This is a genomic window from Pseudohalioglobus lutimaris, from assembly GCF_002866825.1.
Classification (GTDB): Bacteria; Pseudomonadota; Gammaproteobacteria; order Pseudomonadales; family Halieaceae; genus Halioglobus; species Halioglobus lutimaris.
Genome location: NZ_PKUS01000029.1, coordinates 10,204 through 31,611, shown reverse-complemented (window position 1 = coordinate 31,611; position 21,408 = coordinate 10,204). Strand labels below are relative to the sequence as shown.

14 protein-coding genes and 1 pseudogene are annotated in these 21,408 nt (G+C 56.0%); 6 read left to right on the top strand and 9 right to left on the bottom strand.

Going from position 1 to position 21,408, the window contains the following annotated elements; genetic code table 11:
- Positions 1-103: 103 nt before the first annotated feature.
- Complete coding sequence (locus tag C0039_RS16925; protein ID WP_075998724.1) at positions 104-2,473, bottom strand: TonB-dependent receptor; 2,370 nt, start codon at positions 2,471-2,473, stop codon at positions 104-106.
- Between the two features lie 132 nt (positions 2,474-2,605).
- Positions 2,606-4,567, bottom strand: coding sequence for an outer membrane protein assembly factor BamB family protein (locus C0039_RS16920; protein WP_133126041.1), 1,962 nt, complete (start codon positions 4,565-4,567; stop codon positions 2,606-2,608).
- Between the two features lie 186 nt (positions 4,568-4,753).
- Here C0039_RS16920 and C0039_RS16915 point away from each other — a divergent pair, with 186 nt between their 5' ends.
- Complete coding sequence (locus C0039_RS16915) at positions 4,754-5,407, top strand: TetR/AcrR family transcriptional regulator (protein ID WP_075998726.1); 654 nt, start codon at positions 4,754-4,756, stop codon at positions 5,405-5,407.
- Positions 5,408-5,545: 138 nt separating this feature from the next.
- Here the strand turns inward: C0039_RS16915 and C0039_RS16910 are convergent, their stop codons facing one another.
- Positions 5,546-6,043 carry a glutathione S-transferase family protein gene (locus tag C0039_RS16910; RefSeq protein ID WP_207796477.1) on the bottom strand — a complete coding sequence of 166 codons (498 nt, stop codon included), beginning with the start codon at positions 6,041-6,043 and terminating at the stop codon, positions 5,546-5,548.
- A gap of 367 nt (positions 6,044-6,410) precedes the next feature.
- Here C0039_RS16910 and C0039_RS16905 point away from each other — a divergent pair, with 367 nt between their 5' ends.
- From C0039_RS16905 to C0039_RS16895, 3 genes are read left to right on the top strand one after another with little or no spacing between them, the layout of a single operon-like run.
- Positions 6,411-7,289: a phytanoyl-CoA dioxygenase family protein gene (locus C0039_RS16905; RefSeq protein ID WP_075998728.1), complete on the top strand. Its 879-nt coding sequence runs from the start codon at positions 6,411-6,413 to the stop codon at positions 7,287-7,289.
- 57 nt (positions 7,290-7,346) lie between these two features.
- Positions 7,347-8,924 (top strand): GMC family oxidoreductase, encoded by a 1,578-nt coding sequence (locus C0039_RS16900; RefSeq protein ID WP_101518750.1) that lies wholly within the window; start codon positions 7,347-7,349, stop codon positions 8,922-8,924.
- Positions 8,925-8,967: 43 nt separating this feature from the next.
- Positions 8,968-9,282 (top strand): antibiotic biosynthesis monooxygenase family protein, encoded by a 315-nt coding sequence (locus C0039_RS16895; protein WP_101518749.1) that lies wholly within the window; start codon positions 8,968-8,970, stop codon positions 9,280-9,282.
- Here the strand turns inward: C0039_RS16895 and C0039_RS16890 are convergent.
- On the bottom strand, positions 9,279-10,328 hold the full coding sequence (locus C0039_RS16890; protein WP_101518748.1) for an AraC family transcriptional regulator: 1,050 nt from the start codon (positions 10,326-10,328) through the stop codon (positions 9,279-9,281). The two genes, C0039_RS16895 and C0039_RS16890, sit on opposite strands and share 4 nt — an antisense overlap.
- A 52-nt stretch (positions 10,329-10,380) precedes the next feature.
- Positions 10,381-12,273, bottom strand: a complete 1,893-nt coding sequence (locus tag C0039_RS16885; RefSeq protein ID WP_101518747.1) for a DUF3604 domain-containing protein — start codon at positions 12,271-12,273, stop codon at positions 10,381-10,383.
- A gap of 483 nt (positions 12,274-12,756) precedes the next feature.
- Here C0039_RS16885 and C0039_RS16880 point away from each other — a divergent pair, with 483 nt between their 5' ends.
- Positions 12,757-13,599, top strand: a complete 843-nt coding sequence (locus C0039_RS16880; RefSeq protein ID WP_075998732.1) for an SDR family NAD(P)-dependent oxidoreductase — start codon at positions 12,757-12,759, stop codon at positions 13,597-13,599.
- A 184-nt stretch (positions 13,600-13,783) separates the two neighbouring features.
- Here C0039_RS16880 and C0039_RS16875 read toward each other — a convergent pair whose 3' ends face one another.
- Together C0039_RS16875 and C0039_RS16870 are read right to left on the bottom strand one after the other, a co-directional pair.
- Entirely contained in the window at positions 13,784-14,392 is a 609-nt protein-coding gene (locus tag C0039_RS16875; protein ID WP_075998733.1) for a MarC family protein, read from the bottom strand.
- A 500-nt stretch (positions 14,393-14,892) separates the two neighbouring features.
- On the bottom strand, positions 14,893-16,104 hold the full coding sequence (locus C0039_RS16870; protein ID WP_075998734.1) for an EAL and HDOD domain-containing protein: 1,212 nt from the start codon (positions 16,102-16,104) through the stop codon (positions 14,893-14,895).
- 155 nt (positions 16,105-16,259) lie between these two features.
- Between C0039_RS16870 and C0039_RS21520 the strand changes: the two are divergent.
- Positions 16,260-16,600, top strand: a pseudogene (locus tag C0039_RS21520) (transposase).
- Positions 16,601-17,183: 583 nt separating this feature from the next.
- On the opposite strand, the gene C0039_RS16860 reads toward C0039_RS21520, so the two are convergent.
- Both C0039_RS16860 and C0039_RS16855 read right to left on the bottom strand, forming a co-directional pair.
- On the bottom strand, positions 17,184-20,396 hold the full coding sequence (locus C0039_RS16860) for a type I restriction endonuclease subunit R (protein WP_101518746.1): 3,213 nt from the start codon (positions 20,394-20,396) through the stop codon (positions 17,184-17,186).
- Positions 20,396-21,400 carry a virulence RhuM family protein/type II toxin-antitoxin system death-on-curing family toxin gene (locus tag C0039_RS16855; protein WP_101518745.1) on the bottom strand — a complete coding sequence of 335 codons (1,005 nt, stop codon included), beginning with the start codon at positions 21,398-21,400 and terminating at the stop codon, positions 20,396-20,398. Before C0039_RS16855 ends, C0039_RS16860 begins: the two co-directional genes overlap by 1 nt.
- Positions 21,401-21,408 lie beyond the last annotated feature (8 nt).

The following is a 21,408-nucleotide window of genomic DNA, read 5'->3' as shown; positions in this document are numbered from 1 at the left end:
TTGTGATCATAACCCACGAAGGGAGCTTCATTTTTCTACATAAAAAGGCCGCGCCCAAAAGGACGCGGCAAAAGGAGGCCCGGAAGGTCTCCACACACTTTACTTAGAACTCGTAACCCACGGAGACCGCCCAGGTGCGCGGCATGTTGTAACCGGCGGTCTGGAACAAAGTCAGGTCGTAACTATTGGTAATCACCCGCTTATCTTCGAGATTTTTGCCTTCAACCGCGACACGCCAGTGGCCATCCGCACTGCGGAATGCGGCAATCGCGTTCCAGATGGCGTGCTCATCCTGAATCTGTGCTTCAGCTGCTGCCGTATTCGTCAGGTCTATAGGCGAGTTGGTAAAAGACTCAGACCGATAAGACACGTCGGTGCCAATCATCAGGCTTCCAAGGTCGGCCAAATCAAAGTCGTACGCGACCCTTGCTTGAACCGTCCAATCGGGAGAAAAGCCAATGCCAGTTGTATCGGCTCTGTCGCCTTCTTCAGACGCATACTCCTTAACATCAACATCCAGGTAGCCCACGTTCAGGCCCAGGGCAAGGCCATCAACCTCAGGCAGCCAGGTTAGCTCAACCTCGACACCGGATGACTCCAACTCTCCTACATTACCCACAGATTCCACCAGGTCAGCTGAATCCAGACTAAGTGACAGTGTCGCCAGTTGTTTATCCTGGTAGTCATTAAAGAACGCCTCTGCGTTCACACGTAGACTACCGTCCAGCAATGTTGATTTCATTCCCAGAACGTAAGAGTCAACCGTTTCCGGCTCGAAAGCGGTGCTGAGGCCACTTTGACGCTGAAACCCGCCGGACTTAAAGCCTGAAGAGTAGCCGCCGTAAACCATCAAATCGTCAGCTGCAAACCAGGTCAAACGGGCACTGGGAGAAAACTCCGTCCAGTCATCCTTTGCGTAGGTGTCTTCAGGACGAGTAACCGTCAAGGCCTCTTCGAATGGCGTAGCCCAACCGAAAAAGCTGGGGCTGGCCGCCGCTACCGCTTCCTGACCCGGCTTTATTGCAAAAGCCTGTATGCCAGCAAAGGACGTATCAGCCAGTGCCAGGGCGTAAAACGTCTGAATAACGGTGGCTTCCTGTGTCTCTTCCTTCTCGTCTTTCGTGTAGCGTCCGCCAAGAGACAGCTGGAAAGCTTCAGAGATATTCCAGTCGACGTTGGCATAGACAGACTGCGAGGTCACCTCACGGTCGTCACGATACGTGTCCTTGAATTGCTGAGATGCTGCCAACAAACGATTGTACTGGGTCGTCAGGTTCTTATCGAAACTAGTGGTGCCGTCGAGATAATAGAGCCCCATCACCGCATTAACGTTGTCAGTGGAGTAATTGAGCTGGAACTCCTGGCTAAAATCTTCAAACTCTCGCTCGTTGATAGTGTGGATAAACTGCTGGGGGCTCCCGTCAAAATCAAAGGGCTGTGTGTGATCAGTGTTTCGCTGAGCCGTAACCGACTTTAACGACCAGCTGTCGTTGAAATCCCAGTCAACCGTCAGCGCCAGTGTTGTCGATTCAATCTGGAACTGATTTAGAAGCGAGCCCTCCGTTGTTGCCACGTCGTCAACATCGCGCGGCAGGGAGTTATCATTGGGGGTGTCGTAAAGGCCCGTGCCGGGTGCCAGAAAAGTACTTGCGCCTGCAGAGAAAAAGTCGATTCCCGCCAGAGTCTCCGCATCAACGCCGGAGCGGTTTGGAAGTCGCGGTGCGGAGTCATTGTTACTGTAATCAGCCGCCAGTTTGACACGAATGCTATCGCTTGCATTCCAGATCAGGCTACCACGATAGGCCGATATGTCTTTATCCCAGTACTCGTCACCGTTAACAATATTGGTCTGGATTCCATCGCGCTGGTTGTAGAGCGCCCCGAACGAACCCAGAAGAGTCTCACCAAAAATCGGCCCTGACATATTGGCACTGACCCTGACTTCGTCGAATTCACCCGCGCGGACTTCAACGCCGCCGCTGAATTCTTCAGTCGGTTCCCTGGAGATGTATTTGATTGCGCCACCGATGGTGTTGCGGCCGTAAAGGTTGCCCTGCGGCCCTTTGAGCACCTCGATCCGTTCCACATCATAGACTTCCAGAAGCGAGCCTGTAACGCGATTCATGTAAACGTCATCAACGTAAATACCAACACCCTGGTCAAAACCTGGGTCATTGCCAATGCCTCGCACAAACACAGCAACTGAACCAGCCTGAAGCCCGCCCGTTTCGGTCAGCGTCAGGTTCGGCGTCATCCGCTCAAGGTCCTCAATTCCGCTGATCTGCGCATCTTGCAGTTGAGCCGTATTGAAAGCCGACACAGCCATTGGCACGTCCTGCAGGCTTTCAGTACGTTTCCGCGCAGTGACAACGACTTCCTCAAGTTGCTGCTGGGCTAAAGCCACATCGGTAGCGCCCACGGCGGAAACGACGGCCATGGCCATCAGGGCCTTTTTGCGGTTAGGGTTTTTCATGCAGGATCTCTCCATGTTACGTTATTAAAGTGGTGCATCAGCACTCTATGAAATCGGCTGACCCAATTTCGGGTTGAGCTCAGCGAAAGCATAAAATCTTTGCGTTTTCGGCGGGGCAGCGTTGCGTGCACGTTAGTTCCCATCCAGTGAGTACACTAAAAGTGCATTGCCAGGTTTTAGTATCGAGCTTGCTCCTGATGTAATGTACACAGCGTCCTTTCCTACAGTGACCGGATAGCCGCTGACTTGACCACCGTGGGCAACACCATTGACTGCCTTGTACTCAATCGCGGTATCAATCTCTTTGAGAAGGCGACCCTCTTCAGAGGAGTAAACGCGGACAAAGCCGTCCCAGAAGCCTGTGAAGACCATATCGGACACGACCGTCACGGCCGCTACCTGTCCAGAAATACAGTTCTCTTTATTCCAGTTGCATGCCGGCCTGGGGGGTGGCGTGCGCCAGATAATCTTGCCGGTGGCTGGATCGAGCGCTGCCAATGAGCCGGTAAACAGGCCCTGTGGCGAGTCTACATCTGCAATGGGCACGTAGATCTTCTCGGCATCAGACGCCATGCCGTACATCACGCCACCTAAATCACCACCCTCTGCGACTTGCGTAGACCACAGAATCGTTCCGTCATTGGCCGGATCCAGGCCGTGCACCACACCCGACTTCTGGGCGACTACCAGAATATCTTCCTTGTCAGACAGGGGATGCAACAGCGCCGACGTTCCAGTGGAGAACAGGTTTCTACAATCGGTTTCCAGTTTCGCGCAAATACGGGCACGCTCTTTGGGATGTGGCATAAGAGAGGTTTGCCACTTTCTCGCACCAGATTTCAAGTCATATGCAACCACGGAATACGGCCCTGTCGCCCCTGTGAATCCGTACTCTTCCGCCGTAGTGGCGTACACCACGCCCCGCTTTGAATCTATGGTGAGTGGTGTGTAGGTTGACGCTCCCGCAGGGCCCTGCTGAAAGTGACTTCCGCCGTACTCGGCTGCCAATGGGCCTGCCGCGCGGTGATTGCTATCGCCGCCCGCGCCTGTTCCCAGCGCTGCAAGCGGAGCAACGATATGCTCCTGCTTCCAAAGCAGCTTCCCGCTTTTCAATTCAATGGCAGCCACACCACCTCTGGAACTGCAACAAACGTAGTTGCCATCGTGTGTGAGAGGGTCCTCCATCGAGGAGACAGGTACATAGACAATATCATCGTGAACCGTGGGGGCCGCGGTTATACGGGCAAGCACGTGGCTGGCGACGTTAACCTGCCAGAACATGGAGCCTGACGAAGCATCCAGGGCGACCACTGTGCCTGAATCGTCACCAAAGACCACGATACCCGAGGGCAGTGCCTTGTCTTCTCCTACAGGCTCACTGGCAATGGCGGCCACCGTAGCTGCTCGTACAATTCTGCCTTCGGTTGGATACGCCCAATCAGCGCAACCGGCATCCGCGTTTAGAGCGATGACATATCCGGTACCGGCCAAATACACGGTTTTGCCTGCAGTGGTGGCGGGGCCCGAAGCGCCGCCAGGATACGCATAAGACCACTTCAATTTGAGTCGGTCCAGTGATTGAGAACTGAGCTCAGGTATGTCCCTGAATCGTCGCCCCCGAACATCACCATGAGTACTGACCCAGTCGCCGCTTAGAACGCGATTATTCGCACCTCGGGAAGCGCACAGGTTTTCGCGCGGGTCCTTAATCTCTCTCGGTTCTCTTCCGGTTAACAATTTCACCAGTGATTTGAGCTCGTGGTCTGATAAGCCAGCAGCCATGGGAGCCATGGCACCGCCAGAAAGCAGGGCCTGGTAAACACCTTCAGCCGGGCGGTAACGTAATGATGCCCTGGGCGGAACCCGCCCCGTAGGGTTGTCGTGACACTCGGCACAGTGAAGGTCATACAACGCGCTGGCAGGAGACTCTGAGTGGAGCACGTCGATATTAATATTGCCCATACCATCCATTAGCTGGGCATCCTGAGTCCAGCCTGGGACAGGAAGTAGCAGTAAACGGCACAGCGACGCCGCCAGGATGATGCGGAACAGCCTCAACGGGCTATCGGGTTTAACGCCAGCTAATCCATTCAAGTTCTTATTCTCTTTGATACAAACCAATGCCAACTAATGCGCACCGGGGATATCTCCAGTCAGTGGAGGGGATTTATACAAGACAGTCGTCCTGCCGTCAAGACGTTCGTCTTTTTGTATCGCACTAAGCCACCCTCGCACTGCGCATCAATCACAAGTTGAATCCACTCAGGTATACTCGAAACCATGAAAGAAGCTTCATTCCCAAAAGTCTCAGACACTACACACCAACGGCGCGAACACATTCTTCAGGCCGCCACACAGGTGATTGCCCAGGACGGCCTGTCGGGATTTTCAGTACGTACTGTCGCGAAAAAAGCCGGGTGTTCCAGAGGGCTGGTGGAGCACTACTTTCGTAATAAAGCCTCATTGCTGCTCGCATCTGCTGAGTGGGCAGATGAGCAATACCTGCACAGGGTTAACGCTGCAGTCGCTGCCAAGACCGGCCTAAGCGCACTGGAAGTAAGGCTGCGCTGCCTGCTCCCCTATGACGATATAACACTCGATGACTGGAAAGTGAGGGTCGCCTTCTGGCACCAGGGAACCACACTCACATCGCTTGAGGGGACCAGTAATCGATCGTTTTATACAGTCTACAACGCCATTTTGAAGGACCTGAAAGACGCACAGGAACAGGGAGAAATAGCGGCCAAAATACCCGTGCGTGTTACTTCAGAAATGCTTCTGCTTACTGTTATGGGCTTGTGTGTAAGCTGTTTGAACAACCCCCAACTGAGGACCAGAAAGCCACTGGACCGGCGCATGACGATGTTTCTGAACTTCCTGAAGTCAGGGAACGTTGCCGACCTCGAGGTAGGTGATCCGGAAGTGGAATACTGAACCGATACGCCGCTGACCAGTGGCGCAAGAAGCACCTCAGCAGCTCCAGACTAACTGCCAGGCAGCACTTCATTGCAGTATTGAAAATGCAACAATGAATTGCCCGGAGACTTGCGCCGCACAATGGGGTGAAACACCCTACTCGCCTTTTTGCTGGTTCCTTTGGGCAATAACGCCGGGTAGCGCCTTACGCACAGCCGCATCGATCTGCTGGCTGACTGGCAACGCATTCATCCGCTGCTCCCAACTGGCACGCTCCGGAAGCCCCGCATGAATGTCGATACCCGCAACCACCGCTGTATTCAGATCAGGCAGCCACGTGCCGCCGTTCACGACCACAAGCGAGTAGCGCAACACAATATCAGCCAGTGTCACCTGCTCTCCCATGAGGAAGGGCGCAAACTGTCCCAGCCGGTGTATCGCCCCCAACCCCTTGTTCATCACCGCACTGACATCATCGAGCACCGCCTGCTCAAGCTGCGCGCCCCCCATCGCCGCCGGAATCAGGCGCCGACCCTGGCTTTCGACATACAGCTCAATAATTTTTATGAGCTCTTTCATCTTGGCCTGCTCCCAGGCGTTACCCGGCGCAAGCGGCTGCTGCGGATAGCAGGCTTCGATATAGTCAAGAGTCACACTGGTTTCTGAGAGAAAGCCCTGCGCTGTCTCGATACAGGGAATTTTGCCCAGCGGGCTTTTGTCAAAATAAGAAGGATCGGTAGCGGGCTGAGCAGCCACCTCTTCAAACGCCAGCGCAGCGGACGATCGCGCTCAACCCATTAAGCGACCTCTATACCTTCGGTGCATGCCCCTGCCACCACAGCCACGAAAGCTTGACGTCACCGGAACTCAACCCGGGTTGAGCGCAATAGTCCGGTCAACTGCAAGTGAAGCCCTTTCGCGCCGGGTTTGATCATATGACAATGACAAAGGTCAGGATGCAGAACATCGTCCTGGGTAAGCCATTATCAGCGTCGCGTGTTCACTCAACAGGAAAGCGTACATGGGCATAAAACACATGGACAGCAATACCGACGTCAACGAGCTGGTGTCGGCTTTTCGCGAAGATGGCTATGTTGTCATAGACCAACTGGTTCCCGAGTTGATGATGGACGGGATCGAAGTAGAGCTGGAACCCTACCTCGACAGCGCCCCCTATGGCCATTTGCCAGAACTGGGTTTTAACACCCAGCGACTGGGCTCTCTGATAGAGCGATCCCCCACCGTGCGGGAATTGATCATGCAGGAAACCTACCTCGCCACCATTCGAGAGCTGTTCTCGCACACGAAACAGTTTCAGCTGTCGTTAACGGAGATCAATTCCATCGCGCCGGGAGCGGAATCGCAATTTCTGCACCAGGATGAAATGCTGTTCGATTGCTTCCCCTTCCCTACCCACTATGATGTTTTTATCAATTCATTGTGGGCGCTTACGGACTTCACCGAGGAAATGGGGGCGACCCGTGTTGTGCCACGCAGTCACACAGCAGGTCCTGGTGCGCAATTCAGCGAGGCAGACTGCTTTCCGGTCGAGATGCCACGCGGTTCAGTCATGATCTTCTCTGGCAAGATCTACCACGGCGGCGGCGCCAACCGCTCCCAGCGTATCAGGCGCGCCATAGATATAGCCTTTAGCGCCGGGTGGGTTCGCCAGGTGGAAAACCAGTATCTATCCTGCTCTCTGGAGACGGCGCGTACCCTACCCCTGGAATTGGCCAGGTTGATGGGCTACGAGTCCACGGGTGGTTACGGCCTGATTGGTAATCGCGAAAGTGCACTGAAAACACTGGAAAAAAACATCGTGAAGTCCCCGCAGGGCCACGCGGGCCGCCGAGGCGTCGCAGAAAAAACCGGCCGAGAAATAGACAATAGCGCTCGCTGAGGAAGCCCTGCATCTGCATTGCCTCGCGCAGACAACTTACGGAGTCAGACAAACAGAATGCAAGAATACGATTATATTGTCGTTGGTGCCGGCTCCGCAGGGTGTGCGCTGGCTCATCGTCTGGCCTACCGCCAGAATCATCAGGTGCTGCTGATAGAACAGGGCAAGAAAAACCGAGGCCCGCTGTTCACCATGCCCAAAGGCTTTGGTGCACTGCTAGCCGGCGAGAAATACGTCAGCCGCTACCAGGCTGAATGCCTGGGCAAGAAGATCCCCGGCGAAGTCTGGTTACGCGGCAAGACCCTTGGGGGATCGAGCTCGGTGAACGGCATGATCTGGCTTCGCCCCGGGCCCGGTGGCATCGATCGCCTTGAGGCGCATGGCGGACAAGACTGGGACGCTGGCGCGTTAGGCGCACACTTAAATGCCCTTGACGACAAGGGCGGTGACGGCGGTTTTTTCAACATTGCCCCACACCGAGCCCAGTACGCAATCACTGGCGACTTTCTACGCTCTTGCGAACGTGTAGGGTTACCACAGCAGACTGCCCTTACCCGCCTCGGTGAAGTGGGTTCAGGTTATCTCCACTACAATATTGATCAGCGCGGTGGTCGACAGAGCGCGGCCACCGCCTTCCTTGAACATTCAGGCGAAGTGAAGAACCTGCATGTAAAGGCCGGGCTGGCAGCCGATAAAGTCATCTTTGACGGCGACCGTGCCAGTGCCCTGGTCTGCGAGAAAGCTGGCGAACAAGTGCTACTCACGGCCAGAAAAGAAATTATTCTGTCTTGCGGCGCACTGGAGTCACCCCTGATTCTGCAACGATCCGGGATCGGAAATCCAGAGCTGCTGGAGCAGTTGGGTATTCCCCTTGTTCATGACAATCCGCGCGTCGGGAAAAACCTGCGAGAGCACCTTATTGCTGGTATTGGCGTTGCAACCGCTGCTGCCAAGGATTCAGAGAATCACCAGTATGGCGGATCAAAGTTGCTGGCCAATCTGCTGCGCTATTTCACCAGACGCAGCGGCCCCATGGCACAGTCGCCCTGCCATGCCGCCGCTTTTGTCAAATCGCAGGAACAGTTATCGGCCCCCGACATCATGTTGATGTTCATGCCGTTTTCACGCGACGGGGAGAACTTCAGCAAAGAACCAGGCGTCAGCCTCTCAAGCTACGCCATGTACCCGGAAAGTGCCGGGGAAATCTGCCTGACGTCAACAGACCCTGGCGCAATGCCCAATATCCAGATGCGTTACCTACAGACAGACTACGACCGCAGTGCAAGCATTGCGGGCCTGAAAGTGGTCAGAAAAATCATGGCGGAGGAGCCTTTAGCCTCTCGCGTGGTAGCGGCGAACAGCGCGCTGGCAAGCGCAGAGACGGACGATGATTTACTGGCACTGGTGAAGAAACTGGGGCAGCCCGGCTTTCACGCTGTGGGCACCTGCGCCATGGGCATGGACCGTGAAAAGTCCGTGGTGGACCAGCGAACCCGCGTGTTTGGCGTAAAGGGCTTGCGCGTCGCCGACTGCTCCATACTGCCTGAAATGATATCCAGTGTTACCAATGCAACGGTGATGGCCGTGGCAATGAGGGCTGCGGATCTTATCCTTGAGGACGCGCGGCATTTTTAAACGCGGCGATTTACACCGCAAAAACTGAAGAGACAGCAACCTTATGATTACAGTAATCGTCAAATACCAGGTACCAGGCGACTCTGACCGAGCAGAAGTGGCAGCCATGTTCAAGCAGGGTGCCGACGGCATGTTCAAGGGCATGCCCCACCTATACAGCAAGCAGTTCTGCTTCGACGAAAACAGCAGAGAGGGGCTGTCAGTCTATTTATGGGAAAACAGGTCAGCCGCCGAGGCCTTCTTTAGCGATGCCTTTGTGGAGGGTTTCTCCGCGAGTATGGGCTGCGTGCCGGACATCGCCTACTACGACAACCTGGTCACCGTGGACAACCTCTCGGGAGATGTGTTGACGGATTAAGGCTGCGCAGCAGCGGATGATGCCTTTTTGCGATATTGCGAGGGGCTCAAGCCCACCCAGCGTTGAAAAGCGCGACGGAAGGAGCGGTCGTCACCGAAGCCTGTTCTGAGCGCAATGTCACTGATCGGTTCCTCTGTGCAGCGCAGCATGTATTGCGCAAATGCGCTCTGGCTTTCTTCTTTAATGGCGGAGTAACTGCTACCTTCATCGCCCAGGCGTCGGCGCAGTGTGGCCTCACTGACGTGGAACATCTGACACAATGATTTTGTAGAGGGAAGCGGCAGGCCACTGTGCAGGGCCGAAATCAGCATATTACGAATTCGGCCCGCCAGTGGCAGATCAACGATGCCGCTGTACCAGATATCAAAGGGAATGTAGTCGATGATTTTCTGCAGATCCGCGTAATTGCGGATCACCGGCCAGGACAAAAGCGCGCTATCGAACACCATCATGTCCTCCGCTTGCCCGTACAAAACGGGCGCATCCAGCAGGTCAATCATAGGAACAGGCTGGTCCGGCTCAAACGACTTGAACCGCAACTCGCGCAAAGTAATCCGACGGCCAATCACCCAGGAAAATATCTGGTGCAGGAAGATCATTGACGCGACGGTTACAAGCAGCGACGCTGTAGCGCGAGAACTGCGATGAAAATCAAGCACAAGGCTTGCTGTATCACCCTCTTCCACTAAACACATTGAAATGTCGCGGGGATGACTGAAGCGACTCAGCGTTGACAGCTGACGGATAGCATTTTCAAGATCTGGACAGGCTATCGCCACGCAGCACATCACCTCCAGCCGCCCCTTGTCAGAGGGGGTTTTGTCGGCTCTTTCGCTGGTTTCCACTTCAAGCAACGCGAGCGAGCGCGCATAGAGGGTCGTAAAGTCGAGTACGGGGAGCACCAGCTGGTGAAGGTCACGCTGACCATCTGGTAGATTCAAACCCGCGTACTCAAAAACAGCAGGAAGGCTGAATCCGATAATTTCAAGCTCATTGAGAATCGGGGCGAGGTACTGTATCGAAATCTCAGCGTGATGATCAATCATTGAAAGCGCTCAACGCTGTCCAAAGGCCTTCTACCTGCACCTGATCGTGCTATCACCGGGTTGATTGCTCCGCCGGGCTGTACCAGATCGGGGAGGTATAAGCACGCTCCTGGGTTTTCATTGGAATGCCCTGGACTACATCAGTGGAAGCATACTTCGCATCATACGCCGTCCAGCGCGGCGTCGGAATTTCCAGCACTCGAGCGTAGTAAAACGCGTGCTGCGCGGGATTGAAGTCCGGGTCAATCCACCGCGTCAGCAACTGCGGCTCGCCAATGCTGTTGGCGTAGCTTGCCGTTGAAACATCCACCGTGTCTCCCACCGGTTCAACCACATTGTCGACAACAGGACGCTCATCGGACACGGCCACGTTGTAGACGTTTTCGTGTAGCTCGCCGTCACTGTCCAGCCAGCCTTTCACAATCTGGATGCGATCGAGATTGGCACCGAATGGATCCTTGTTTGCGGCGACCAGAAAACGCGGCGAACGATTCGCCGGGGCATTTCCCAGGTCGCCACCCATGGGCACCCCCCTACTGTACCCCACCCTTGCGTAGTCAGGACGCAGGGCGTCATCCGCCTTGTACTCAAAGCCCCCGAAAAAGCGCACGGAGATTCGCGGCCCTGTGGTGGCGAAAACCTCCTTGCGCTGCATCGCGTCAAAGATCGCTTCGCGGGTGTTATCGGTGGCCCAGACCGCTGCGTATCCCGATGCTACAGACTGCCAGCCGAGCACATTCAGCTCCGGGTCTTTCGCGGGGGGCAGGACCGAGGGTGTGAGGCGATCATTACCGGGCTCGTACTTACTGAACTTACCCCAGAAATTATCTTCAGCTGCGGTTGCCAGTCCGGTGTGCGAATCCGTTGAGCCTATCATGCCAAACCTGAAGGGGTTCACACCCAGTTTCTTTTCGTGAGCCAGTCCCAGCTTCAGCGCCGACCGTGCGTACTCATAACGCAACATCCAGGGTTCTTTGCGCTCACCTGCCAGGTTGCCCAGGTCCCAGTTCTCGTAGTTTGCAAATTCATCATTGGGTGACAGCAGTGGGTGACTTTCACCATCGCCTTTGATCTGGGTCACCTCGTACAGGGGCTCCCAACGGGCTCGCCGCTGCGCATAACTGCGATCAAACGCAGAGACGTCTACCCGCTTGTCGCTGAACATCATGCCGTTGGACAAATTGCCATTGTGGGGAATGGCCATCACCTGCCCGCCGGTGGCCTGCGTATAGCGTTCAAGAAAACCCCAGAGCGCTTCCGGATCCTGCGAATCCTGGGCGGTAAAGGGCAGCATCTTGTCCGCCAGCCTGGCGCTATCCCTGAAAATCACGTTCCGGTGCATGTTGTCAGCATTATTCATGGAACTGGTCCACTCGTAGCCAATGAAAGCGGTGAACACGCCTGGCTCGTTGTACTGGTCGGCGTTCGCGGTTACCTGCTCCCAGGTCTTGCGGCGCAATTCGGTGCTGCCGATTTTGTCTGGCTGGGCGAGGCCCATCAGGATTTCGAACAGCGCTTTGCGTATGCTGTCCTGTCCCTCCTGGAACATGCCATGCCAGCGTGCCCCCTGGGATGTCTCCATCAGCAGCGGGTCCTGACGGTTGATCTGCTGCATAAGCCCGAGGTATTCGGCGTGGTCGGAAATCACCAGGAAATCCAGAGGTTCTTTCAACTTCACCTGCATGCCATTGGTGGCGGTTACCTGCTCACCCCTAGCGAATCGGTAGGCGGTGTCAGGCGTCAGCGTTGTGCGCCCCAGGACAGCCGCGTCTACGGACCAACTGGTATGGAGGTGGGTGTCGCCCCAGTACACGCGCCTGGGGGTCGTGTCGTCCACATAGGGTGAATAGCTGCCTGGGGCAGCGGTGGCACGGGAACTGGCCGCTATACAAGCAATGAATAATAACAGGCTGGGTACTCTTGCCCACACATATCGAATTGTCATAGAAGCTCCTGAAACTGCATTGACAAGCAACTCAACGAGTTACTTTTCCGCCAAGTCTGTTATCTGCTTATAACCGGCTACATCTACCGCAATGCCTTCGCCGTGGCGCCGGCTTATCCGTGACCAGACTCCTGCTCTCCGCTGGAAGCTAAATGCTGGCCCAATGACGCCATTCTAGCTGAGATATCGTGATCCTGTGTGCTGCCGCATCGCCGAATTGGACTGGCTACACAAACAACGCCTTAGAGGCCTCGTTTGAAGTATTCAGCGACTGCTCATGGTCGCTGCTACATACTACTAATGGTGTCCACCGTTCCTCAAACAAGAAACGTTCGGACTCAGCTTTATTCCGCTGCCGATATCTCAGGCACTGATATGGCAGTATGCGCATCAGGCAAAAAACCATATTGTTCACATAAACGATATGGACCCACATCGACGGGAAGCTAATATGGGTGCTGAACAGACTTAGGGGGAATCATAATGCAACTATTTGCAAACAAAGTCGCGGTTGTTACCGGCGCTGCCAGCGGGATAGGTTTGGGATTGGCCCGACACTGTGCCCGTGAAGGCATGCAACTGGTACTGGCTGACCGCAACGCCGAACAGCTACTGGGCGTTACTGACGAACTGCGTGCCGATGGTGCCAAGGTCGTTGCCGTGACCACGGACGTCTCCGACCCCAGGGCACTGGATACGCTGGCGGACGCGGCGTACAAGGCCTTTGGACAGGTGGACCTGTTGATAAACAATGCCGGGGTTCTGATCAGCGGCCTGAGTTGGGAGCGTCCCCCCGAAGACTGGCAATGGATTCTCAATATCAACCTGATGGGCGTGGTTCACGGTCTCCATAGTTTCGTACCACGCATGCTTGAGCAGGATACGCCCGGACACATCGTCAACGTCGCTTCACTTGCAGGGTTACTGGCAGCACCACTAATGGGCCCTTACACCGTGAGCAAGCAGGCAGTGGTCGCCCTGACCGAAACCCTGCATTACGAACTGGCAAGCATCGATGCCAAACTGAAAACATCGGTAGTGTGCCCCGGGCCCATCTCAACCGGAATTGCGAATTCCGGCACCAGTCGCCCCGTCACATCCACGGTCGCCAGGGAAGCCAACTCCGAACTGATGTCATTCCTGGAAACAGGGATTGAAGAAGGTATGCCACCCGCGGAGTGCGCCAGAATTATCTTTGAAGGCATTCGTAAAGAACAGTTCTGGATATTTACGCATGATGACTTCAAAGACAGTTACAAAGCCCGCGCAGACAGCGTTATCGAGTCTACCAACCCGGAGTATCAGATATACGTGACCCAGGAGTGACTCAGCTGGCAGCGTGATTATCAGGACATGCTCGTGAATACGGGGCAGTAAATTTCAAGGGCAAGCAGGGTGGGTGTAAATACATCTGGCCGTGTCTTCGTCGATCTACGCGGTAGCTGGATATAACCTAATGCGGCTAAAGCTGAGTACCCGGAGCCGGGCCCTATGAGTTTGCGTTTGCATGTTACAGGGAAAAATATTCCGTGATTCCCGCCAGCACATTTGTGGTGGCGACGGAAGACAGTATCAACCCCATCACCCGGCTGACAATACTTGCCCCGCTGTTGCCAATAAGCCGATGAATCCAGTTCGCACCGAGCAGGAGCACCAGGACAACCACCAGTACCAAAAGCATCATCCCGGCCGTCTGGGCCTGCTCTATAAGACTATAGCGAGAGTTCTCCGTCATCAATACAGCCGCAAGCATCGCGCCTGGCCCGGCGATAGAGGGGACGGCAATAGGGAATATAGCGGTTTCGTTACCGCTTACCGCTAACTTAAGTTCTTGTTCTGGCTTGCTCTCCCCGAAAATCATCGAGAGCGCGAACAAAAACAATACGATCCCTCCGGCGATCTGGAATGCCGGAAGTGGAATAACCATTGCAGTGAGAATGATTTCACCGGCCACTACAAAGAAAAGCAAGACTGCCGCCGCTACAAGTGTCGCTTTGACGGCAATGCCTCTTCTGGTCCGATCATCATACTGGCCGGTAACCGCGATAAATACCGGAACCGAGCCGATAGGGTCGATGACAGCAAAGAAGAAAATAAATGTCGCAACAAAATCGATCATGCTTTTCCTTGTATCGCCTGAGGCTGCCAACTCAAGCAGGTTAATTGAGCTTTAAACGAGCCTTGCTCGAGGTCTTCCAGGGTTGCGCTGGCAGGTGTCGACGCCGGCTTCTGGTCAGGCTTACTCTCACGCCGCCCCAGCGTTCTCGCACTTCCTCATTAGTCCCTCGTAAAGCACGCGCTCAAGTCACTGCCGAGCGCAGCGGGTAGTGACGTGGGCGCCTCCGCCCTACGGCAATAGTCTTAGTACATCATCTGCTCAATGCAGTTTTCAGGCATGGTTCCAGTGGAACCACTGCATTAAGCAGCAAAACTTGTGTTTACCCCTTTGGCATCCGCAAACATGACCTCCACGCGGGAGGGAATGCTTTCGTTTAGAAGCGTGCCTTGTTGCATCACTCACCTCTGCAGGTAAAGCTCCTGACATGAGGTTCAGGCTACTCCCAAACTGCCGCGTAGGGAAGCGCAGCAGAGCAGGCCTGCGAATTAGCCCACCGGGTGCTATTCCAAACCGGCCTGGCGCGCCGCGGTGTCTCCCCACTGCACGGCGGCCATGTAGATATCAGCCAGTTCCGCCGTATCCAGGTCGCGGTAGGCAACGGCTTCCCCATCTCCGGCTTCCAGACTGACGGCATAGCTGAGGGCCTCGCCACGATCACCGTCGCGTTCGGTCAGGGCATCCTGCATGTCCTGAGGTAACGGCAGGTACTTGAGTGCCTCTTCGAGTGGCACATCAAGCAGAGCGTCCAGCACCGAGAACAGACCCACGGCAAAATAGCTGTCGGGATTTTCAAGGCCGCTGCGCTGGGCCAGCAGTTCACAGAGCCGGCCACGTACCAGGCCCATGGTCACAATCTCGTCGGCCTTGCCGTCTACGCCGCTCATAATATAGAGCACCACCCAGTTGCGGATGGTGCCGCGCCCGAGATAAACAATGGCTTCCTTGATGGAATCAATCTTGCGGTTCAGCGCATTGGCAGCGGAATTCACATACGCCAGTGCGCGCACGCTCAGGCCCACATCCTGGCTGATGAGTTGCTGCAGTTCTTCGAGATCGGTCTCGGGGTCGCTGATGCGCGAAAGCAGGCGCAACAGGGCAATTTTGTTGGTTGGCAACTTTTTGCCGCGAACGATGCGCGGCCGGGCAAAAAAGTAGCCCTGAAAATAGTCCACACCCAGCGACATCAGCTTCTGGAACTCTTCCTCGGTTTCCACCTTTTCCGCGAGAACCTTGCAGTGATGGGCCTTGATACGCTCAATCTGCGGCGCCCAGTCTGACTCCTGCATGGCGCGGATATCTATTTTAACGGTATCGACATGCGGCATAAGCTCCTCGTAATCTTCTGACTCCACCACATCGTCGAGCGCAATCTTGAAGCCAGAATCACGCAGCGACTTCACACCGGCCAGAACGTCGTCGTCAGGCACCACGTCCTCAAGTATCTCCAGCATCACCCTTGTTGGCTCTATGGGCAGCAGGTTGGGATCCAGCACAAACTTCCGTGGCAGGTTGATAAAGGTAACCCGCCCGCGCGACAGGCGGTCGATACCAATCTCCATCGCATTGGTGAGCACCTGCGCGGTGGCGGCCTCGTCATCGAGGTCTGCGGGCGCGCTGTTTTCCTCAGACGCACGAAAGAGCAACTCGTAGGCGTAGAGCTTCAGGTTCCTGTCGAGTATAGGCTGTCGTGCAAGGAAGAAATCCTTTTCCAAAAAAGCGCTCCCTAAGACTGTTCATACCGCTGCAGCAACCAGTATAAATCACTAGAGAGCACTTCGCAGAGCTCCGGGCAGGACTGCGAAGTGGCTCACAACCTGGGTTGATTCCGGCAAGCTAAGGCCACAGACGATGTCCGCGGGTGCTGGGCATGGACGAGAACTTCTTCACTCGCCGAAAGGGCTTCACCACCACCTTTGTGGACGTCAAGAACCACAACCTGTTTGAGGTAAAGCTGGGACGCTCTGAATCCAGTTTGCGCCACTATTTGAAGGGTCTCCGGGGCCGAGGCAATATGCAGGTGATGGTCATGGACCTGTCAGAAACCCACCGCAGTGTCGCCCGGCATACTTCCCCAATGCCACGATAGTGGCCGATCGATTCCACGTGGTCCGGCTCATCAATCAGCACTTCTTGAAGATCTGGCAGCAGCACGCCCTGGAAGGCCGCAAGAACGGTGGTCTGATCAGTCTGATGCGTCGTCACCAGTGAAACCTGAAGAATGATCTCCAGAAGGACCTATGGTTTTAGAAACTTTGAGAACTATCGGTTGAGAGTGCTGACCCACTGCGGGTGGGACGGTATTATCAGTCGGGTACGGATGAATGCCCGTCCCCCGTTAATTGGGTAGAGCCTATCAATCGGGTACGAGTGAATGCCCGTCCCCCGTTAATTGGGTAGAGCCCCTTGATCGATTGTAAGCTGCTGTTTTTGAAAGGAATAAGTGGTAGCTACGGGTGGACTTGAACCACCGACCCCAGCATTATGAATCGTGCTGGATATTTTTAACTGATTGATTTTATTAACTTAAATCCGAACGCCCACAGCCATTTTGCATAACAGAGCACAACTTTTCACCACAAGTCCCGCAAATCTCCCGCAGGTGTCAGTGGTGCCTTGATCGCCTCGCCTGTCCTTTTAACCCGCTGCAAATGAAACAAGGGGATTCTAATTTCACTTTTAATCCATAAAGTGAAATAACGGCTTTTGTGTTTCACGTTCATTCAGCAGCGCATAGGTTTATGTGACCATCAGGCTAGAGAAATATTGCTCTGGCGAATACCGGAAGGACTTCTCATGCACGTGAATGACCGGGCTGCCACAGGGCAGAAAGCACCTCGGCCTGCTGCAGCACTGTCTGTACCGCCGCATCCTGTAGGTCGGGCGGGTAGCCGTACTTGCGCAGGATGCGTTTGACCAGCACACGCAGCCGCGCCCTTGCCGATTCGCGGTGGGCCCAATCGACGGCGACGTTTTCGCGCAGGCTCACCAGGAGTTCGTGGGCAATCACGCGCAGCTTGTCGTCACCCATCACCTCCAGCGCAGATTCGTTTTCTGCCAGTGCGTCGTAGAAGGCGATCTCCTCGTCGGACAGGCCTTGTTCCTCTCCCCGGTTACGGGCAGCGCGGATGTCCTGGGCCAGCTTGATCAGCTCCTGCAGCACCTCGGCGGTGGTGATCGCGTTGGCGTGGTAGCGCGCGATGGCGTCTTCCAGCCGTTCGGTGAAGGCACGGGTCTCTACCACGTTGCTGCGGGTGCGCGAGCTGATACTGTCACCCAAAAGCTTGCGTAGGGCTTCCAGCCCCAGGTTCTTCTTCTCCATCTGCTGTACTTCGAGCAGAAACTCGTCGGAGAGGATGGAGATGTCCGGTGTCTGGATACCGGCTGCAGAGAGGATATCGACGATCTCGGTGGAGACCACAGCTCGACTGACAACCTGTTGGATGGCTAATTCCCGGTCCTGCCGCGTGGTGCCTGAAACGCCGGCCGTCTTAGCCAGCGCGGCACGGATCGCCTGGAAAAATCCGACTTCCTCGCGTATACCGCGCGCCTCATCCGAACTGGCCGCCAGCGCAAACGCCTTGGATAACGCCAGAACACCATCGGCAAAGCGCCGATGCGCCACCTTCTTGGCCTCCGGTGTTTTCTCTGCCTCCGCCCACTGCTGCTGCCTGGTGAGTATCCATTCGATAGCCCCTGCCATCATCGCCAGCCGCTCGCCTGGGGTACCTTGGAGGCCGGTGCGGTAGTCGAAGCCGTGGAACATGTCGCGCACGATCTCGTACTTCTCCAGCAATACCGCCACGGCTTCGGACTCGTCGATGCCGGTCTTGTCCTGATCGGGTTTGGAGTACTGCGCCAGCGCCGACTTCAGGTTCTGGGCGATGCCGATGTAGTCCACGATCAAGCCAGCGGGCTTGTCGCGGAACACGCGGTTGACGCGCGCGATAGCCTGCATCAGGCCGTGGCCGCGCATCGGCTTGTCGATGTACATGGTGTGCATGCTGGGCGCATCAAAGCCGGTCAACCACATGTCGCGTACGATCACCAGCTGGAGCGGATCTTGTGGATCACGGGCACGCTTTGCCAACAGGTCGCGGCGCGCCTTGTTACCGATATGCTGCTGCCACTCCACGGGATCACTGGCCGCGCCGGTCATCACGATCTTGATGCTTCCAGCATTGTCGTCCGAACTGTGCCACTGCGGCCGTAGTTTGATGATCTCGTCATAGAGCGCTACGCAGATGCGGCGACTCATGCAAACCATCATCGCCTTGCCGCTGAGCGCCGCTATCCGGTCCTCGAAGTGCTGCACCAGATCGTCGGCCACCAGCGCCAAGCGCTTATCACTGCCGACCAATGCCTCCACTGTGCTCCACTTCTGTTTGGTGCGCTCGGCGCTGGGCTCGTCCTCGTCCTCCAGCAGCGCCTCAATCTCAGCGTCGATGCGGGGCTTCTCATCCTCGTCCAGTTCGATGCGCGCCAGCCGGGATTCGTAGTAAATAGGCACTGTGGCGCCGTCTTCCACCGCACGGCTGATGTCGTAAATGTCGATGTAGTGGCCGAAAACGGCCGGCGTATTCACATCGGTGGCCTCACTGGGTGTGCCGGTGAAGCCAATGAAGGAAGCATTGGGAAGTGCATCGCGCAGGTACTTGGCAAAGCCATAGGCGATCTCGCCGGTCTTGCTGGCCATCTTGGCCTTGAAACCGTACTGGCTGCGGTGCGCCTCGTCGGCGATGACCACGACGTTGGAGCGGTCGGTCAGCGCTGGGAAGTCGGTCTCGTCTGCCGCAGTCGAGAACTTTTGTAGGGTGGTAAAGATTACGCCGCCGGAAGCACGATTGAGCAAAGTGCGCAGGTGATCTCGATCCTGCGCCTGCACCGGCGTCTGGCGCAGCAGGTCTTTGCACATGGCGAAGGTCGCGAACAGCTGGTCGTCCAGATCGTTGCGGTCGGTGAGCACTACCAGTGTGGGATTGGCCATGCGTGGGTCGAATACGAGCAGGCCGGCATAAAAAGCCATCAGCAGGCTCTTGCCGGAACCCTGAGTGTGCCAGATCACACCCGCCTTGCGGTCGCCTTCAGGCTGGCTTTCCACGCTGGGTAGACCGTACTCCGCGGGGTCCTCCGCCTGCACGTTTTCCATGCTGGCCCGCAGTGTTGATGTGACAGCCTTCTTCACCGCGTGGAACTGGTGATAACCGGCGATGATCTTGATCAGACCAGACGGGCCTTCGCCAAACACGGTGAAGTGGCGTAACACGTCTAGGAAGCGTCCCTGTTCGAATACGCCCTCGATCAGCGTGGCCATCTCGGGCATGCCCTTTGGCTCAATGCGTGTGCCATCGGTGGTACGCCAGGGCATGAAGCGCTCCTGCTCCGCCGACAAGGAACCGACACGGGCCATCAATCCGTCTGAGGTTACCAACAAGGCATTGCTATGAAACAGGGCAGGAATCTGCTGCTTATAGGTCTGCAACTGGTTGAAGGCGCTGCTCAGTGTGGCACTTTCACCACCGGGTGCTTTCAGCTCTACTACCGCCAGCGGCAGTCCGTTGACGAACACCACCACGTCCGGGCGGCGTTTGGCCTGGCCTGCCACCACCGTGAGCTGCTGCACTGCCAGCCAGTCATTGTTGGCAGGCTGTTCGAAGTCGATCAGCCGCACCTTGCCGGCTGTTAGCGTGCCATCCTCACCGTAATACTCCACATCGGCACCTTCGGTGAGAAGCCTGTGTATGCGACGGTTCTCTTCCAGCAGGTTCGGCAATTCTGATTGCGTCAGGCGGCGCACGGCATCCGCTTGTGCCTCTGGCGGTAACGTCGGGTTCAGGCGCGCTACAGTGGCGGTGAGTCGCGCTGTGAGCACCACTTCGTCGTAGGCATCCCGCTCCGGTTGTTTACCATCGGGGCCGATTACATCGTCGGAGGCGCAGGTATAGCCCAGCACGGCAAGCTGCTCCAACAGTGCGGTTTCCAATTGTGCTTCCGATAGAAAGGCCATCAGTCTTCCTTGGCCGCCGAGTCAGTTGTCAATAACACAAAATGCTCCACCAGCTTCACCATCAGCTCTTTTTGCGCAGGTTTGCTCTCTGCTACCAGCAGCGCCAGCGCTACCAGCGTATTGTCGTTAATCAGCCTTTCCACTGGCCGCGCCAGTAAGTGCTCGTTCAGGCGCAAGTACCACAGAAACAGAAATGAGCCCGTGCGCTTGTTGCCATCGGCCAAGGGATGGTTTTTGATCACCAGATACAGCAGATGCGCCGCCCGGCTGGCAACATTGGGATAGAACAGCTCATCGCCAAAGCCCTGCTCAATGGTTGCGATGGCGGACGCAAGCGCATCTCCACGCAACTGGCCGAACAGCTCGGTGGCCTCGCCTTTGGCGATCAGCTCCGCCTTGAGCTGGGCAATCGCCGGGAGCACGTCATCCAGATGCAACGAACGCATACCGCATTGCGTGCTGGTCTGCCCGATCAGGCTCTGCTCATCATAACCCTGCAGCATGCTCCAACTGCGGGCGTAGTCGGCGATCACCCGCAACACCGCTTCACCCTCCGGGCTGACCAGCTGCTGGTTGGCCAGGGTGCTGGAAAGCAGGTCGAACGCCTGCTCGAACTCAATGCCGCGTTCCTCCAATCGCTGCTGGTTGAGGCTGTAACCCTCCACCAAATGCTGACGCAGTACGCCGGTGGCCCATTGGCGGAAGCGGGTAGCGCGAGTGGTACTGACCCGGTAGCCTACCGAGATGATGACGTCGAGATTGTAGTGCTTGAGCTGCCTTTTGACCTGGCGCGCCCCTTCCTGACGAACTACCGAGAAATCCTCGGTAGTTGCCGCCTCGTCCAACTCATTGTCTTTAAAGATATTTTTCAGGTGCAGGCTGATATTGTCAGCCGATGTGCCGAATAATTCCGCCATTTGCGCCTGAACCAGCCAGACAGTCTCGCCCTCCAGTCGCACTTGTACCGGTTGATTTTCGGCTTCAAAAATCACGATGTTATTCATGGGTACCC

Coding starts and splice junctions, on each gene's coding strand:
- C0039_RS16925 (WP_075998724.1), bottom strand. CDS start 2,473: ATGAAAAACCCTAACCGCAAAAAGGCCCTGATGGCCATGGCCGTCGTT.
- C0039_RS16915 (WP_075998726.1), top strand. CDS start 4,754: ATGAAAGAAGCTTCATTCCCAAAAGTCTCAGACACTACACACCAACGG.
- C0039_RS16905 (WP_075998728.1), top strand. CDS start 6,411: ATGGGCATAAAACACATGGACAGCAATACCGACGTCAACGAGCTGGTG.
- C0039_RS16900 (WP_101518750.1), top strand. CDS start 7,347: ATGCAAGAATACGATTATATTGTCGTTGGTGCCGGCTCCGCAGGGTGT.
- C0039_RS16895 (WP_101518749.1), top strand. CDS start 8,968: ATGATTACAGTAATCGTCAAATACCAGGTACCAGGCGACTCTGACCGA.
- C0039_RS16890 (WP_101518748.1), bottom strand. CDS start 10,328: ATGATTGATCATCACGCTGAGATTTCGATACAGTACCTCGCCCCGATT.
- C0039_RS16885 (WP_101518747.1), bottom strand. CDS start 12,273: ATGACAATTCGATATGTGTGGGCAAGAGTACCCAGCCTGTTATTATTC.
- C0039_RS16880 (WP_075998732.1), top strand. CDS start 12,757: ATGCAACTATTTGCAAACAAAGTCGCGGTTGTTACCGGCGCTGCCAGC.
- C0039_RS16875 (WP_075998733.1), bottom strand. CDS start 14,392: ATGATCGATTTTGTTGCGACATTTATTTTCTTCTTTGCTGTCATCGAC.
- C0039_RS16860 (WP_101518746.1), bottom strand. CDS start 20,396: ATGGCCTTTCTATCGGAAGCACAATTGGAAACCGCACTGTTGGAGCAG.
- C0039_RS16855 (WP_101518745.1), bottom strand. CDS start 21,400: ATGAATAACATCGTGATTTTTGAAGCCGAAAATCAACCGGTACAAGTG.